This is a genomic window from Pseudoclavibacter sp. CFCC 13796, assembly GCF_008831185.1.
GTDB lineage: Bacteria > Actinomycetota > Actinomycetes > Actinomycetales > Microbacteriaceae > Pseudoclavibacter_A.
In genome coordinates, this window is the sequence record NZ_WBKD01000001.1 from 267,870 (window position 1) to 281,919 (window position 14,050).

Sequence of the window (14,050 nt, forward strand, 5' to 3'; positions counted from 1 at the left end):
TGTGCAATGACTTGAGCTGAGCGGACGCTGTGAACATGCCCTCGTCATCGCCTTCGACGTGCGGTCTGATGCAGCAGCGAACGAATCTGCGGCGGCCGGATCTGCGGTCTGCCTTCGCACATCGTGATCTGCCAGGCTCCGTTGTCGATGTGACGGTGGTGCCACCAGCACAGCAGCACGCCATTGCCGACATGCGTCTTACCGCCCTGCTGCCAGGGCACGACATGGTGCGCCTCACACGCATGAGCAGGGATGCGACAGCCTGGAATCGCGCACTGGTGACCGTCTCGAGCCGCGATCGCCCGCCGCTGGTGCGTGCTGAACACCCGTTGCGTCGTCGTGAGCGAGACGAGGGCTCCTTGAGCGTCAAGCTGAGCAAATTGGGTGCCGCCGTCACAGGCCATTCGACCGATCGTCTGCGCGGCGACCGGGTCGTCGACGCCCGAGATGCTGCCGGACTCGGCGACCGAGCCGATGCCGCAGCATCTGCCGGCCAGAGCGGCCTCCGCAGAACCGAAACCAGCGCCAACCGAAGCCGCACCGGCGGAAGCAGCACCGGCGGAAGCAGCACCGGCCAGAGCAGACCCGCCCAGGGCAGCAGAAGATGGGCCAGAACCAGAACCAGAACCAGAACCACTGGCAGAGTGATCCGCGGACGGGATCGTCACGATCACCGCAGGCGGCATATGGAACTCTGGGCTGCCGGTGAGCGCGGCGACCATGGCGGCGAAGACGTCGGCGCGCTGTTGGCCGAGCGTGCGCGTCTCGGTCGGTCGACTGCCGCTCACGCCATCTCGGTGTTCATCACCTGTCGCATCTGCACCGCCGACGACGTCACGCAGAAACCGCGGCGGGGTCTTCGCACTGAGACAGGCGTCGAAGACCGCGAGCGCACGAGCTGCGACATCAGCTGGGATCGTACCCCGCACAGCATGCAGCCCGTTGCGAGCCCGAGATGAAATCCAGAAGTCGCGCCGATTGACCGCCTCGTCTTCTCGTGGCTGCACTCCATCGGGGTCGAGCGCCTCTCGCCAAGCTCGCGCCTGCACCCGAACCAGATCTGCGGAGAGGCCGGGCACACGCCGCAGGTATCCCGATTCACAATGATCGTCGTCGCCTGCAGCACTCGGTGAGCCGACATTCGTCTGCTCAGACTCGCGCTGCGGGCACGCCCCGTCGACGAGCGCGCACTCGGCTGCATCCAGCAGCTCAAGATCAGCCCGGGGAGCCGCTTTGCCGAGTTCGCTCACGATGACCTCGGCCGCTTCGACGCCGAGGTCGCCGGCGGCAAGCGCCGCACCAACCTGAGCGAAGAGCGGAGGCAACGGTAGGCCGGTGTCACTCGTTCGCCCGAGCAGCTGCTCACTGAGCCGCACCCGACGGCGTGCCTCCCGAGCCGAGACTCCGGCCACGTACTCGATGAGTTCTGCCGCAGTGCGCTGTCCGTACTTCGTCGACAGACGCTCGTCGCTGTCACACGCCGCGCACCGCTGAGCCACCTCACCGGCCACCTGCACACGCAGCGAATCTATGGCGCGCCCTGCGTGCTCGACGAGTTCGACGGCCGCGACCAAGGCATCCCCGGTCAGGTCGCCCCAGCGCGAACCGGGCCCACTCGTACCAGCACCCTCAAACCCAGACGCAACCCCAGGCGCAGACACGGGCGCTCCGGTCTGCGCACCGACCGCGCCGGCCACGCGACCGAGCGCGATCAAGGCCTGCAGCGGGTCTGGCTGCGAGGGCTGCGCGAGGTGCGTTGTGGCTTCCATGTCCTGATTCAACACGCACCCTCTGACATTCGGCGACTGCAGTCACCGACCCCGCGAGCCCCGGAATGGCGCCGAAGCACGCCTCATATGGACGCTGCCCGATAGACTCGACTCAAGATGACTGCTGAGAACCCCGCCAGACCCCGGCTCAACCGCCGAGAGCAGTGGGCACGGCGCCTGAGCATCGCGCTGCCACTCCTACCGCTGGCAGTCGCGTCGATCTGGTACGCCCTGGTGGCCGTCACCTCTCCCGGCCCATACGCCCCGCTGATCTTCTTGGTGGTGCTCGTCTACGGCTTTCCGGTGGTGCTCGTGCTCGGCATCGCGCTGCACATTGTCGTCGGGGCCGGGTCGTGGAGCTCCCGCTCGACCAAGGTGTTCGTCTCGTGGGCGCTGGGCATCCTGCTCTATCTGCCCGCGGTGATCTTCGCCGCGCTCTACGCGCTGACCTTCACTCTTTAGGCGACGACTCCACGTCTTTCGCGACCGCCGCATCCGACCGCACCAGCTTCAGCCCGATCACCGCCACGACGACACCGCCGATGCAGGCCGCCTTGGGCCATGAGAACGACTCGGCACCCGTCGCCATCGCGAAGACCACCGTCAACACCGCACCGATGCCCACCCAGACCGAGTAGGCCGTGCCGATGGGGATCGTGCGAGCCGCACGACTCAGACCAGCCATGCTGATCACCAGTGCGACGACGAAGACGATGACCGCGACCGGCTGCGTGAGCCCCTGAGAGCTTCCGAGCGCGGTCGCCCAGACGGCTTCGAGCACGCCACTCACGACGAGAATGACCCACGGCATCAGCTCACCACCTTCAGGCCGATGACGGATGCGACGAGCAGCACGAGCAGCAGCACACGCGCGACCGAAGCGCGTTCTCGACCGCTCACCATCGACCAGACCACAGTGAGACATGCGCCGATGCTCACCCAGACGGCATAGGCCGTGCCGGTCGGGATCACCGACATCGCATATGCGAGGCCAGCCATGCTCGCGCCGAACGCGACGACGAAGAGGATGCTGGGCCAGAGTCTGCGAAACCCTCGCGACGCCGCGAGCGCTGCCGCCCAGACGGTCTCAAGCAGACCTGATGCGATGAGTATGATCCATGCCACGACGTGACCCTCCTACGAGTCAGTCTTGTCGTCTGCGGGTACTGCTCCCTCGTCCGCAGGCCTGCATTCAGGCCTCGAAGACAGGTTAGCAGCGGGAGCGATCATGTGGCCATCACTGTGCCGACGACGAGACGACAAAGGCCCCGCATCCCGGTGATTCTGCGGGAAGCAGGGCCTTCGGCTCAGCGCGGAGACGGAGGGATTTGAACCCTCGGTCCCGAAATTCGGGACTCCACCTTAGCAGGGTGGTGCACTAGGCCAGACTATGCGACGTCTCCAGATGTGCCCGCGAAAGGCACCATGTCATCATAGCGGATTCGCACGGGCACGCCACCTTGCTCAGCGCAGACCTACCGGTTGGCCACCGCACAGGTCTGGTCTCGGGCAGTCTGCCCGACGATGCCCTCTGGAAGCACCGTTGCCGGCTGCGAGGCATCCGGCGCAGGCGACCCCGAGGCGGGCGAGGGCTGCGCTGACGTCGACGGCGCGGCATCTGCCGACTGCGAGGCGGCGGCGTCAGGCGCCTCACCCACCGTCTCTGATCCGATGCCCGTCTTGCTGTTCTCGTTCAGCCGCACGCCCTCGCCCGAGGCGATCGCCTGGAAGAGCGGCGTCGACAGCGTCGGATCGAGCACGACGCGGTTGCGGTCGCGAGGGTCTTCGGTCACTGGGGCCTGGACGAAAGCGACGTTGTCGAGCGAGATGCCAGCCGCCGTCGCGCCCAATGAGACCAGCATGCCGGTGTCTTTCAGGTTCGACGAGAACTCCATGTTGCGGGCTGCGGCAGAGGCGAGGTCGTAGAGCCGCACCGGGTTCGTGAGCGCACCCTGTGTCTGAATCGTGCGCACCAGCGACGAGAGATAGACCTGCTGCGAGCTGATGCGCCCGAGGTCGCTGCCGTCGCCCACGCCGTGGCGGTTGCGCAGGAACGCCAGAGCGTCCGACCCCTGGATCGTGTGCTCGCCGGCCGTCAGGTGCAGACCGGAGTCGTTGTCGTTGATGTCGTTCGTCACGCAGACGGGCACGCCGCCGATCGCGTTCGACATCTCGATGACGCCCTTGAAGTCGATCTTTCCGACGAAACCGATGTCGACGCCGGTGAGCTTCTCGATGGTGAGCGCCGTACAGCTCGGCCCGCCGTACGAGATGGTCGAGTTGATCTGCACTCGGCTCTGCGCCGGGTAGGTGCCACCGGTGCCGTCGGTCTTGGGACACGCGGGCATCGAGACCATCAGATCTCGCGGAAAGCTCACTGCGGTCGCCGTCTGGTGGTCGGCCGAGACGTGCAGCAGCATGATGACGTCGGCCAGGTCGGCGTCTTTGTCTTCCGCCGTGAAGCCCTCACCCTGGTCTTTGCGGGTGTCAGAGCCGATCAGCAGAAAGTTGACCGGGCCGTCGACGGTGGCGACCTGCGGGCTGCCGTCCACGTTCGTGAAGTCGAAGTAGCCGATGTCTTTCTGCACCGACCAGACCATGAGCCCGGCGAGTGCGATGCCTCCGACGATGACCATCGTCACGCAGAGGGCGAGCCACTTGAAGATCGCCTTGGGGCCGCCTCCGGCCGGCGCGAGCGCACCGTGGCGTGCGACCGCGGTGAAGCGGTTGTCGTTCGTAGCGGAGGACGCCTTCGCCAGGCGACGTTCAACCTCACGTCGCTCTCGTCGCGACTGCGCCATCAAGGCCCCTTTCGCCAGGTCAGTCTGATCTACAAACTCTACTAGTGTGCCGATGTTTCATGTGAAACGCCTGTCTGCCCGTCTACAATGCCGATGTGCGTCTCGTCATTGCTCGCTGCACGGTGGACTACGCCGGGCGGCTCACGTCCCACCTGCCCCTCGGCACCCGTGTGCTCATGCTCAAAGCCGACGGCTCGCTGCTGGTGCACGCCGACGGCGGCTCGTACAAGCCGCTGAACTGGATGTCACCGCCCTGCAGCCTGACCGTCGACGAACCCGACGACGACCAGCGCAAGGTCGGCGTCACCGAGGTCTGGCGCGTCACCCAGCGCAAGACGTCAGACCAGCTGATCGTGGGCATCCACGAGATTCTCAGCGACACCTCGCACGAGCTGGGCACCGACCCCGGGCTGATCAAAGACGGGGTCGAGGCGCACCTGCAGGAGCTGCTCGCAGCACAGATCGAGCTGCTGGGCGAGGGATGCGAACTCGTGCGCCGAGAGTACGCCACCGCGATCGGGCCGGTCGACATCATGGCCCGCGGGGTGAACGGGGAGCACATCGCGGTCGAGCTCAAACGTCGAGGTGACATCGACGGGGTGGAGCAGCTCACCCGCTACCTCGAGCTGCTGAACCGCGACCCACTGCTCTCCCCCGTGCAGGGCGTCTTCGCCGCACAGGAGATCAAGCCGCAGGCGCGCACCCTGGCCGAGGACCGCGGCATCCGCTGCCTCGTGCTCGACTACGAGGCCATGCGCGGCACCGACGACGCCGACGAGCGGCTGTTCTAGGCGCGCTGCACCCAGCGGTCGCCGCGCAGACGCAGCCCGAGAGTGAGGGCTCGCATGATCATCAGCCCGCCGCCGAAGCACGACCACACCGCGACGAGCTTCCACTGATCCGCGACCATGGCGCCGTCGAGCAGCCAGAGCACCGCCGCCATCCACACAGCCATGCCGGCCAAGTTGAGCAGCCCGGCCAGCGCCAGATAGCGTCCGTCGCCGGCGCCGATCAGGATGCCGTCGAGCACGAACACGTACCCGGCGAGCGGCAGCGTCACCCCCATCGCGATCAGCCCCGGGGTCAGCATCGACAGCACGCCCGGGTCACTGGTGAACGCTCGCCCGGCCCACGGCGAGGCAGCCACGAAGACGACGGTCAGCGCTGCACCGACCAGAACGCCCCACTGCTGCAGTCGTCTGCTCACCACACGCACGCCGAAGGGGGCCGTCGGAGAGCCCTCCGGGGCTCTGGCGTCTGCCGACTCTCGTCGCTGCCGCTCGCGCTCCCCGAGTTCGAGTCCGACCAGCGCCTGACCGGCGACGGCGAGCGCGTCGAAGGCCATGCCCAGCGCACTGAACAGCGAGAAGAGCACCTGGTAGCCGGCGAGGGTGTCGGTGCCGAGACGCGCGGCGAGCCAGACCGTCGCGAGCAGTGCCACGCGCAGCGTCGCCGTGCGCAGAAACAGCCAGCCGCCTTCGCGCATCGAGCGGCCCACGCCCGCCCACTCGGGCCGCAGGCCCGCACCGACGGCACGGGCACGCCGCACGACGATGCCGGCCAGCACGAAGCCCATGCCGCACTGGACGACGACGGTGCCCAGCGCCGAGCCTGCGACGCCCCAGCCCAGCCCGTAGATGAAGAACGCGTTCAGTCCGACGTTCGCCCCCATGCCCGCTGCGACCACCACCAGCGGCGTCTTGGTGTCTTGCAGGCCGCGCAGCACGCCGGTCGCTGCGAGCACGACGAGCATCGCCGGCAGGCCGAACAGCGAGACGCGCAGATACGCATGTGCGTGGGAGGCCACCTCGGCGTCAGGGGTGAGCATCGCCACAAGCGGATCGGCGGCCCACCACCCCACGACCGCGAGCGCGACGCCGGTGAGGAGTGCGAGCCAGAGCCCGTCTATGCCGGCTGCGAGCGCTTCGGTGGGCCGCCCCTGGCCCAGGCAGCGTGCGACGAGGGGCGTGGCCGCATAGGCGAGAAAGACCATCAGGCCGACCGCCGTCTGCAGGATGCTCGCCGCGGCTGCGAGCCCGGCCAGCGGAGCAGCGCCCAGGTGACCGATCATCGCCGAGTCGATCAGCGTGAACACCGGCTCGGCGACGAGCGCGCCGAGCGCCGGAACCGCGAGGGCCGTGATGCGCCGGTCGAGGCTGTGCCGCGGTTCGGTCATACAGGCACTCTAGCGGCGACGCCTGACACGTCGCCGGGTCAGCGCCTCGATCCCGCTAGCGCTGGTAGACGCCGACCAGCGTCGCGCGCGCGAGCGTGTGCGAGAAGAGGTTGAACCCCAGCACGGCCGGCGTCGCGTTCTCTGGCAGATCGAGATGGTCGACGTCGACGGCGTGCACTACGAAGTAGTAGTGGTGCGGCTTGTGCCCGGCGGGCGGTGCGGCGCCGACGAAGTCGCGACCGAGCGAGTCGTTCGTCAGGGCGATCGCGCCCGCGGGCAGTGATCCGCCGCCGGTCGAGGCGTTGCCGGCGCCGGCATCCAGCGAGGTCACCGAGGCGGGAACGTCATAGACCGCCCAATGCCAGTAGCCGCTCGCGGTGGGGGCGTCAGGGTCGTAGGCCGTGATCGCGAAGCTCTTCGTTCCGGCGGGGAAGCCCGACCACGACAGCTGCGGAGACCGGCCTTCGCCGCCGGCGCCGACCCCGACTTGGGCCGACTTCAGCGTCTGACCGTCGACGACGTCGTCGCTGGTGAGCGTGAATGAGGGAACCTGTGGCAGTTCATCGTAAGGATTGACCATGTTCCATGCTAGGCACACTCTGCGGCCGCATGCGAGGGAAATCTACTGGGTGCGGGCAGACAGGCGGACACCGCCACGTCGACAACTATGCTGTGGGCATGACTTCTGCTGCCTCTCGCGACTCTCAGCCCGCCGACCTCTCATCTGGCATCCGCGTCACCGACCTCGATCCTGCGGTGCGCCCGCAGGACGACCTCTACCTGCACGTCGACGGACGCTGGCTCGAACGCACCGAGATTCCGGCCGACAAGTCGCGCTATGGTGCATTCCTGCAGCTCGCCGAGGCGGCCGAAGACGCGATTCGCACGATCATCGAGGCCGACGCCGAGGCCGACGCGAACGCAGACGACGCCTCGACCGCCGACCGCCGCAAGATCGGCGATCTCTACGCGAGCTTCATGGACGAAGACCGCGCCGAGCAGCTGGGCGCCGCTCCAATCGCCGACGACATCGCCGCCGCGCTGGCACCGCAGACCGTCACCGAGTTCGTGACCGCGGTCGGCCGCGCCGAGGAGCGCGGCTCGAGCGGATTCTTCGGGCTCTACGTCGACAACGACCCGGGGCAGCCTGATCGTTATGTGCCCTTCGTCATGCAGGGCGGCATCGGTCTGCCCGACGAGTCGTACTACCGCGAAGAGCAGTTCGCCGACGTGCGAGGCAAGTACCTGATCTACCTGCAGGTGCTGCTCGAGCTCGCCGGCGTCGACGCTGCCGCGGAGCGAGCCCGCGACGTGCTGCAGCTCGAGACCGACATCGCGGCCGCGCACTGGGACGTCGTCGCAAGTCGCGAGATCGAGAAGACCTACAATCTGCGCACGTTCGACCAGCTCGTCGCCGCGACGCCGAACATCGACTGGAGCGCCTACCTCGAGGCCGCGCAGGTCGACCCGAAGGTGCTCGCCGAGGTCGTCGTCGCACAGCCGTCGGCGCTCGAGGGTCTCGCCGCCCTGCTCACCGAAGACCGGCTGCCGGCATGGCGATCATGGCTCGCCGCCAACGTCATCCGCGGTGCCGCCCCTTACCTCTCGCACGACTTCGTCGAGATCAACTTCGACTTCTACGGCCGCACGCTGAGCGGCACCCCCGAGCTGCGCCCCCGCTGGAAGCGCGGCGTCTCGCTCGTGCAGGGAGGCCTGGGCGAGGCCGTCGGGCGCGAGTACGTCGCGCAGCACTTCCCCCCGGCGGCGAAGCACCGCATGGACGAGCTCGTCGCGAACCTCATCGAGGCCTACCGCCGCTCGGTCGACTCGCTGACCTGGCTCGGCGACGACACCAAGCGTCTGGCCCTCGAGAAACTCGCGAAGTTCACCCCGAAGATCGGCTACCCCGTGAAGTGGCGCGACTACTCCACGCTCGAGATCGACCGCGACGACCTGGTCGGCAACGTGCGTGCGATCGGGCGCTACGAGCAGGCGCGGGAGCTGGGCAAGATCGGTCGCCGGATCGACCGCGACGAGTGGTTCATGACCCCGCAGACCGTGAACGCCTACTACAACCCGGGCTTCAACGAGATCGTGTTCCCGGCCGCGATTCTGCAGCCGCCCTTCTTCAACGCCGAGGCCGACGACGCCGCGAACTATGGCGGCATCGGCGCCGTGATCGGCCACGAGATCAGCCACGGCTTCGACGACCAGGGGTCGAAGTACGACGGCGACGGCCGACTGGTCGACTGGTGGAGCGCGACCGACCGCGAGGCCTTCGAGAGGCTCACCGCCGCGCTCGTCGCGCAGTACAACGCGCTCGAGCCGCTCGACGCCCCCGGCCACAAAGTCAACGGCGCCCTCACACTGGGTGAGAACATCGCCGACCTCAGCGGCCTCTCGATCGCCTGGCAGGCATACCTGCTGTCGCTGGGCGTCGATCCGGCGCAGTCAGCGGCGGATGCCGTGGCCGAGGCCGCCCGTCAGGCGCCGGTCATCGACGATCTCACCGGCCCGCAGCGGTTCTTTCTGTCATGGGCGCAGGTCTGGGCCGAGAAGCGTCGCCCGGAAGAGGCGGTGCGTCTGCTCACCATCGACCCGCACTCGCCCAACGATCTGCGCGCGAATCAGATTCCACGCAACCTGGACGCCTTTCACGAGGTGTTCTCGGTCGCCGCAGACGATCGGCTCTGGCTCGGCAGCGACGAGCGCGTGCGCATCTGGTGATTCTCGCCGAATGAATGGCGCCGGGCTATGACCCGGTCTGGCCGGTGATCATCGACCAGGCCGGCCCCGGCAGCAGCCCGATGTTGGCGATGCGCCAGTCGAGCCCCGGGTCGTCGATCGACTGAGAGATCAGCAGCGGCGCAGAGCCGACCTGTTCGCCCGCTCGCTCGATCAGCACCGTGCCCACCTGCGATCCGGCCCGTGCCCCAGCCTGCACCGAGGCGCCGACGAACCGTCCCGTGACCGGCGTGCCCTGCCAGCTCAGCACGTGCACCGTGGCCGCAGACTGCGCATCAGTCGACGCACCCCACGACGTGGTCAGGGTGCCTGCCGACTCCCCAGCGACGAGCACGTCACGCGAGATGATCGACTGCCTGATCGACTGAATGAGCTGCCCGATCTCAGGCTGCAGCTTCGCATGGTCTTCGGTGCTGCCGAGAGCAGCGCCGATCAGCTCGAACGGAACCCCGTCAACGGTGAAATGGGCGGAGTAGGCGAGGTTGAACACATTGGCCAGGCTGCCGGTCTTCAGCCCGTCGACACCCTGTTGACCGAGCAGGGAGTTGTGGTTCTTGATCTCGCCGACCCCAGGGATGTCAGCTGTCGGCGTCGAGACGATCTGACGCACCACCGGGTTCGCCAGCGCCAGCTCGCCCAAGTGCACGATCTGCTCTGGAGTCGCCTGGTTGCGCTCGTCGATTCCGGTCGGGTCGGCGATCGTCATACCGCCCAAGCCGTTCGCCTCCAGCCAGGCCGGGGTGCTCTCCAGATAGTCGTCGACGCTGCCGAACGCCCAGGTCGCCAAGGTGGTGGTGTAGTTGTTGCTCGACGGCAGCAGCGACAGCTCGAGCACTTGGAACTGGCTGAGCGACGCACCCACGGTCACCGGCTCGACCGAACCGTTCTGCTCCACGTAGCTCTTCATGAGGTCTTCGTCGGCCTGCGTCATCGTGATCGACGGCCCTTGGTCGCCGACCTGCAGCGGCCGACGATCGAGCACGCGCAGCGCGGTGACGAGCTTCGTCACGCTCGCGATCGAATAGGCCTTCTGCTCGCCATGCGTCAGCGAGACGCTCACCTGGCTCGCCGCAGGCTGATCGCCGAGGCTGCGCAGCACGAACGCTCCGGCTCCGGTCGACGGCCAGGCCAGCTGAGCGGCGGCAGGCTGAGCATCGTCGGCGGCTGCGACCGCACCGCCGCCGGCCGCCGCTGTGTCTGCGGTCTCTGCGCCGGCAGCCGTCTGCTGCAGCGAAGTGTCGGCGAAGGCGATGCTCGCCGACTGCACCGGCAGCGGCCCCCACGCCACCCACGCCGAGAGTGCCAGCAGAATCGAGGCGACGACGACCGTGATGGGCCACCCGATGCCGCGCGCGGGCCTCAGCGCTGCGGCACCCCCTTGTGCGAGCAGCTCACTGCGTCGACGAGTCATGCTCCGTGCTCTTCCCCTGCTTCGTGATCGCACGAGGGCCGACCGCGAGACGCCGAACCGTCTGCGCGATCGTATTCGGTCTCGTCTGACTCGACGGCCTGTGCGTACCGCGCGCGTGTGCGGGCGGCGTACCCGAACCACTCTACGATGATCGCACGCAAAGACCGGGTAGCGACGTCTGTCTGCAGCCGATTGGCCTCGTCTGCCGGGCTCCCGATGTCATCGATCAGTCGAGTCGTCTGCGGCCCGACCACGGCACGAGTCGTGTTTCCCGCGATCTCGGCCACCGGCAGCCTGCCGGCCAGCACCCGGTCGATCAGGTCGAGCGCTCCCTGTGCGTCGCGCCCCTGCAGGTCGTTCATCAGCAGACGCCCGACCAGTCGGGCTCGTGGGTCGTCGAAGCGGATCTCAGGCACCACCGTGCCGTCGTCGAAGCGGATCTCGGCGAATTCATGGCGCAGATCGCACTGCTGCGGCGCATCGTTCGCTGACTCGTCGTCGCGACTCATCGCTGCACCGGGTACGCCGTGATGATGCGCTCTCGGTCGTCGAGCGCCATCTGTATCGTGAGCCCGCCGCCGCGCCCGACGAACGCGTCACCCTGCGGGCGACGGCTGTCATAGGCCTCATTGATCGCGTCGACCACCTGCTGTGCGCTCATCGAGGTCGGGTAGAACGTCGAGAAACCGCGGTTGCCCGCTTTGGCCCGCCCGTCGACCGTCACCTGGGCGGTGTAGACCCCCTGCGCATCAGGAGGGGTCTCGGTGCCGCCGACCACCGCGCCCTTCGTGCCGGTGAACGCCTGCGAGTGATAGCCGACCGCTTTGCCTGCACGGCTGATCTCACCAGAGAAAATATGGGTGAGCGCGTTGCGGGTGAAATGGTCGGTGCCCTGCAGGCGACTGAGCCCGCTGATGTCGCCCGAACTGCCTGCGTGCGCCCCCGGGGCGTCGAGCGAGGTGTCTTTCGGGGCAGCCTCGCTCGGCTTTGCGCGCGACGCTCCGCTCTCGTTCGGCGCGGCGGATGCCGAGGTGTGCGCTCCGGCATCGTGCGCAGCAGGGTGGGTGGCTTCGTTCGCGTCGAGACCGCGCTGCACGAACACCCAGATCGCGAGCACCGCCACAAGGGCCAGCAGGATCAGATTGCGCGTGAGGCGCTGTCTGCTGCCTCGTCGTGACGTCATGATAGGAGTATATGGAGCCGGCCAGCCGCAGGGCCTACACTGCGCTGTGCAGGCACATTCCTTCCCGACCACGCACACACGCAGGAGCCGCATGTCATCGACCACAGCATCCACCGCTCGCCACGCCGTCACCGACGCCGATCTCGCCCCGGCCATCGCCGCCCGCTGGAGCCCGCGCTCCTTCGACGAACACGCGACCGTCGACAAGTCGGCGATCGCCGCAGCGATCGAGGCGGCACGCTGGGCGCCCTCCGCGTTCAACAGCCAGCCCTGGCGCTTCATCATCGGGCGTCGCGGCGAAGACGGCCGACGCGGTGCGATCTTCGACCGCGTGCTGCCGCACCTGACCGCCTTCAACCAGGCCTGGGTGCACCGTGCGGGGCTCGTCATCGTGAACGCGGCGTACATCGAGGCCGACGGGCACACGCTGCCGACCGCAGCGTACGATCTGGGCCTCGCCGTCGCGAACCAGACCCTGCAGCTGCAGTACGACGGCTATGACACCCACCAGATCTCGGGCATCGACGCCAGCGGCCTGCACGACGAGTTCGAGCTGCCGGACGAGATGCAGGTCTTCACCGTGACCGTCGCCGGTCGGCACGCCTCTCCAGACCAGCTCGACGAGGGCGCCCGTGAGCGCGAGGTCGCCCCGCGCATGCGTCGCGGCAGCGACGAGCTGGTGCTGCTGAGCGACTGAGCAGCTGGCTGAGTGCGCGGCTCAGGGCCGGTAGCTCAGGGCCGGCGGCTGAGCGCAGTCAGCTCAGGGCACGCGGTAGAGCCACTCGTCGCTCGAGAACTTCGTCGCGGCGAGCTCTTCGGCCGCCGCCAGGTGCTCGGGCGACAGAGTGCCGGCGGTGAGTCCGTGCTCTTTGGCGAACACCTCGCACATGTGGTCGATGATCGCCTCGCGGGGCAGACCGGTCTGCGACTTCAGCGGGTCGACACGCTTGTTGGCCGAGCGGATGCCCTTGTCGCTGAGCTTCTCTCGACCGATGCGCAGCACCTGCACCATGCGGTCGGCGTCGATGTCGTAGCTCATGGTCACATGGTGCAGCACGCCGCCGCTGGTGCGGCCGCGCCCGGAGATGCGCTTCTGGGCGGCGCCGCCGATCTTGCCTGCGGTGCTCGCGATGTCGTTGAGCGGTTTGTAATAGGCGTCGATGCCGAGCTCACGCAGCGCCGTGACCACCCACGAGTCGAGAAAGGCGTAGGAGTCTTCGAAGCTCAGGCCGGCGACCAGACTGGCCGGCGCATACAGCGAGTAGGTGACCACGTTGCCGCCCTCCATGAACATCGCACCGCCGCCCGAGATGCGGCGCACCACCGGCACGTCGAAGCGGGCTGCCGCCTCGAGGTCGACCTCATTGCGCACCGATTGGAACGAGCCGATGACGATCGCGGGCTGGTTCCAGTTCCAGATGCGCAGAGTCGGTTTGAGCTCGCCTGCGGCGACCGCCTCGGTGAGCACCTGGTCGAGGGCGAGATGCACCCGCGGAGGCAGCGGATCAGTGCGCACCAGCTGCCACTCATGGTCGCGCCAGGTCGTAGCATGCGTGATCGCACGGCGCAGAGCCGTGACGATGCCCGGCACGGTGACGCCGACAAGGTGCACCTCTGGGCTCAGTGCCGACTCGATGCGCTGCTGCAGCGCACGGGCGGATGCGTCTGCCGGCATGCCTTCGACCGCCGCATTGATCGCGTCGAGGGCGTGGTCGGGCTCGAGGAAGAAGTCTCCGGAGAGCTGAAACCCACGAATGAAGCCGTCGACGTCTTGCAGATCGACGACGACCAGCTTGCCGCCGGGAAGCTTGTACTCGCCGTGTCGGTGCCGGCTCTGGTCGTCGGGCTGGCCGGGCAGATTGGGCTGATCGGGCTGCTGTGCTGTTCCGTTGTGCGCGCTCACGTTCGGCAGTCTACTGACTGTCCTGCCTGCAGATCGGTGTGCTCGGGTTGCAGAGCGTTGCA

14 protein-coding genes, 1 tRNA gene and 1 riboswitch are annotated in these 14,050 nt (G+C 67.8%); of the genes, 4 read left to right on the forward strand and 11 right to left on the reverse strand.

The genetic code is table 11. The features are described 5' to 3' along the window. Positions 1-44: 44 nt before the first annotated feature. Positions 45-1,769 (reverse strand): HNH endonuclease, encoded by a 1,725-nt coding sequence (locus F8O07_RS01255; RefSeq protein WP_158030365.1) that lies wholly within the window; start codon positions 1,767-1,769, stop codon positions 45-47. A 117-nt stretch (positions 1,770-1,886) separates the two neighbouring features. On the opposite strand from F8O07_RS01255, the gene F8O07_RS01260 reads away from it, so the two are divergent. Beyond that, positions 1,887-2,231: a hypothetical protein gene (locus F8O07_RS01260; protein WP_158030366.1), complete on the forward strand. Its 345-nt coding sequence runs from the start codon at positions 1,887-1,889 to the stop codon at positions 2,229-2,231. On the opposite strand, the gene F8O07_RS01265 is transcribed toward F8O07_RS01260, so the two are convergent. The 4 genes from F8O07_RS01265 to F8O07_RS01280 form a co-directional block, all read right to left on the reverse strand. Beyond that, positions 2,221-2,580 (reverse strand): DMT family transporter, encoded by a 360-nt coding sequence (locus tag F8O07_RS01265; protein WP_158030367.1) that lies wholly within the window; start codon positions 2,578-2,580, stop codon positions 2,221-2,223. The two genes, F8O07_RS01260 and F8O07_RS01265, sit on opposite strands and share 11 nt — an antisense overlap. Continuing rightward, entirely contained in the window at positions 2,580-2,894 is a 315-nt protein-coding gene (locus F8O07_RS01270; RefSeq protein WP_158030368.1) for a DMT family transporter, read from the reverse strand. The genes F8O07_RS01265 and F8O07_RS01270 overlap by 1 nt, the downstream gene beginning before the upstream one ends. A 13-nt stretch (positions 2,895-2,907) precedes the next feature. After that, a riboswitch (guanidine-III (ykkC-III) riboswitch) is annotated at positions 2,908-2,972 on the reverse strand. Positions 2,973-3,082: 110 nt separating this feature from the next. Beyond that, a tRNA-Ser gene (locus F8O07_RS01275) sits at positions 3,083-3,172 on the reverse strand. 72 nt (positions 3,173-3,244) lie between these two features. Continuing rightward, positions 3,245-4,570 carry an LCP family protein gene (locus tag F8O07_RS01280; RefSeq protein ID WP_158030369.1) on the reverse strand — a complete coding sequence of 442 codons (1,326 nt, stop codon included), beginning with the start codon at positions 4,568-4,570 and terminating at the stop codon, positions 3,245-3,247. Between the two features lie 95 nt (positions 4,571-4,665). Between F8O07_RS01280 and nucS the strand changes: the two genes are divergently transcribed. Beyond that, positions 4,666-5,361 carry an endonuclease NucS gene (gene nucS / locus F8O07_RS01285; protein ID WP_158030370.1) on the forward strand — a complete coding sequence of 232 codons (696 nt, stop codon included), beginning with the start codon at positions 4,666-4,668 and terminating at the stop codon, positions 5,359-5,361. Here nucS and F8O07_RS01290 read toward each other — a convergent pair. Beyond that, on the reverse strand, positions 5,358-6,746 hold the full coding sequence (locus tag F8O07_RS01290; protein ID WP_158030371.1) for an MATE family efflux transporter: 1,389 nt from the start codon (positions 6,744-6,746) through the stop codon (positions 5,358-5,360). The genes nucS and F8O07_RS01290 overlap by 4 nt on opposite strands. Positions 6,747-6,801: 55 nt before the next feature. Continuing rightward, complete coding sequence (locus tag F8O07_RS01295) at positions 6,802-7,326, reverse strand: YbhB/YbcL family Raf kinase inhibitor-like protein (protein WP_158030372.1); 525 nt, start codon at positions 7,324-7,326, stop codon at positions 6,802-6,804. Between the two features lie 98 nt (positions 7,327-7,424). Here F8O07_RS01295 and F8O07_RS01300 point away from each other — a divergent pair, with 98 nt between their 5' ends. Further along, the gene (locus F8O07_RS01300; protein WP_158030373.1) at positions 7,425-9,473 is read left to right on the forward strand and encodes a M13 family metallopeptidase; all 2,049 of its coding nucleotides are present in this window, start codon (positions 7,425-7,427) and stop codon (positions 9,471-9,473) included. A 25-nt stretch (positions 9,474-9,498) separates the two neighbouring features. On the opposite strand, the gene F8O07_RS01305 is transcribed toward F8O07_RS01300, so the two are convergent. From F8O07_RS01305 to F8O07_RS01315, 3 genes are read right to left on the reverse strand one after another with little or no spacing between them, the layout of a single operon-like run. After that, the gene (locus tag F8O07_RS01305) at positions 9,499-10,902 is read right to left on the reverse strand and encodes a D-alanyl-D-alanine carboxypeptidase family protein (protein WP_158030374.1); all 1,404 of its coding nucleotides are present in this window, start codon (positions 10,900-10,902) and stop codon (positions 9,499-9,501) included. Next, positions 10,899-11,411: a hypothetical protein gene (locus tag F8O07_RS01310; protein ID WP_158030375.1), complete on the reverse strand. Its 513-nt coding sequence runs from the start codon at positions 11,409-11,411 to the stop codon at positions 10,899-10,901. Before F8O07_RS01310 ends, F8O07_RS01305 begins: the two co-directional genes overlap by 4 nt. Beyond that, positions 11,408-12,085, reverse strand: coding sequence for an EndoU domain-containing protein (locus F8O07_RS01315; RefSeq protein WP_192496578.1), 678 nt, complete (start codon positions 12,083-12,085; stop codon positions 11,408-11,410). Before F8O07_RS01315 ends, F8O07_RS01310 begins: the two co-directional genes overlap by 4 nt. 91 nt (positions 12,086-12,176) lie before the next feature. Between F8O07_RS01315 and F8O07_RS10505 the strand changes: the two genes are divergently transcribed. Next, on the forward strand, positions 12,177-12,782 hold the full coding sequence (locus F8O07_RS10505) for a nitroreductase family protein (protein ID WP_192496579.1): 606 nt from the start codon (positions 12,177-12,179) through the stop codon (positions 12,780-12,782). Between the two features lie 63 nt (positions 12,783-12,845). On the opposite strand, the gene F8O07_RS01325 is transcribed toward F8O07_RS10505, so the two are convergent. After that, positions 12,846-13,943, reverse strand: coding sequence for a biotin/lipoate A/B protein ligase family protein (locus F8O07_RS01325; protein WP_158031728.1), 1,098 nt, complete (start codon positions 13,941-13,943; stop codon positions 12,846-12,848). Between the last annotated feature and the right edge of the window lie 107 nt (positions 13,944-14,050).

What these genes read in the sequence shown, in the direction of transcription:
- F8O07_RS01255 (WP_158030365.1), bottom strand. Translation starts at nt 1,769, where the DNA reads ATGGAAGCCACAACGCACCTCGCGCAGCCCTCGCAGCCAGACCCGCTG.
- F8O07_RS01260 (WP_158030366.1), top strand. Translation starts at nt 1,887, where the DNA reads ATGACTGCTGAGAACCCCGCCAGACCCCGGCTCAACCGCCGAGAGCAG.
- F8O07_RS01265 (WP_158030367.1), bottom strand. Translation starts at nt 2,580, where the DNA reads ATGCCGTGGGTCATTCTCGTCGTGAGTGGCGTGCTCGAAGCCGTCTGG.
- F8O07_RS01280 (WP_158030369.1), bottom strand. Translation starts at nt 4,570, where the DNA reads ATGGCGCAGTCGCGACGAGAGCGACGTGAGGTTGAACGTCGCCTGGCG.
- F8O07_RS01290 (WP_158030371.1), bottom strand. Translation starts at nt 6,746, where the DNA reads ATGACCGAACCGCGGCACAGCCTCGACCGGCGCATCACGGCCCTCGCG.
- F8O07_RS01295 (WP_158030372.1), bottom strand. Translation starts at nt 7,326, where the DNA reads ATGGTCAATCCTTACGATGAACTGCCACAGGTTCCCTCATTCACGCTC.
- F8O07_RS01300 (WP_158030373.1), top strand. Translation starts at nt 7,425, where the DNA reads ATGACTTCTGCTGCCTCTCGCGACTCTCAGCCCGCCGACCTCTCATCT.
- F8O07_RS01305 (WP_158030374.1), bottom strand. Translation starts at nt 10,902, where the DNA reads ATGACTCGTCGACGCAGTGAGCTGCTCGCACAAGGGGGTGCCGCAGCG.
- F8O07_RS01310 (WP_158030375.1), bottom strand. Translation starts at nt 11,411, where the DNA reads ATGAGTCGCGACGACGAGTCAGCGAACGATGCGCCGCAGCAGTGCGAT.
- F8O07_RS01315 (WP_192496578.1), bottom strand. Translation starts at nt 12,085, where the DNA reads ATGACGTCACGACGAGGCAGCAGACAGCGCCTCACGCGCAATCTGATC.
- F8O07_RS10505 (WP_192496579.1), top strand. Translation starts at nt 12,177, where the DNA reads ATGTCATCGACCACAGCATCCACCGCTCGCCACGCCGTCACCGACGCC.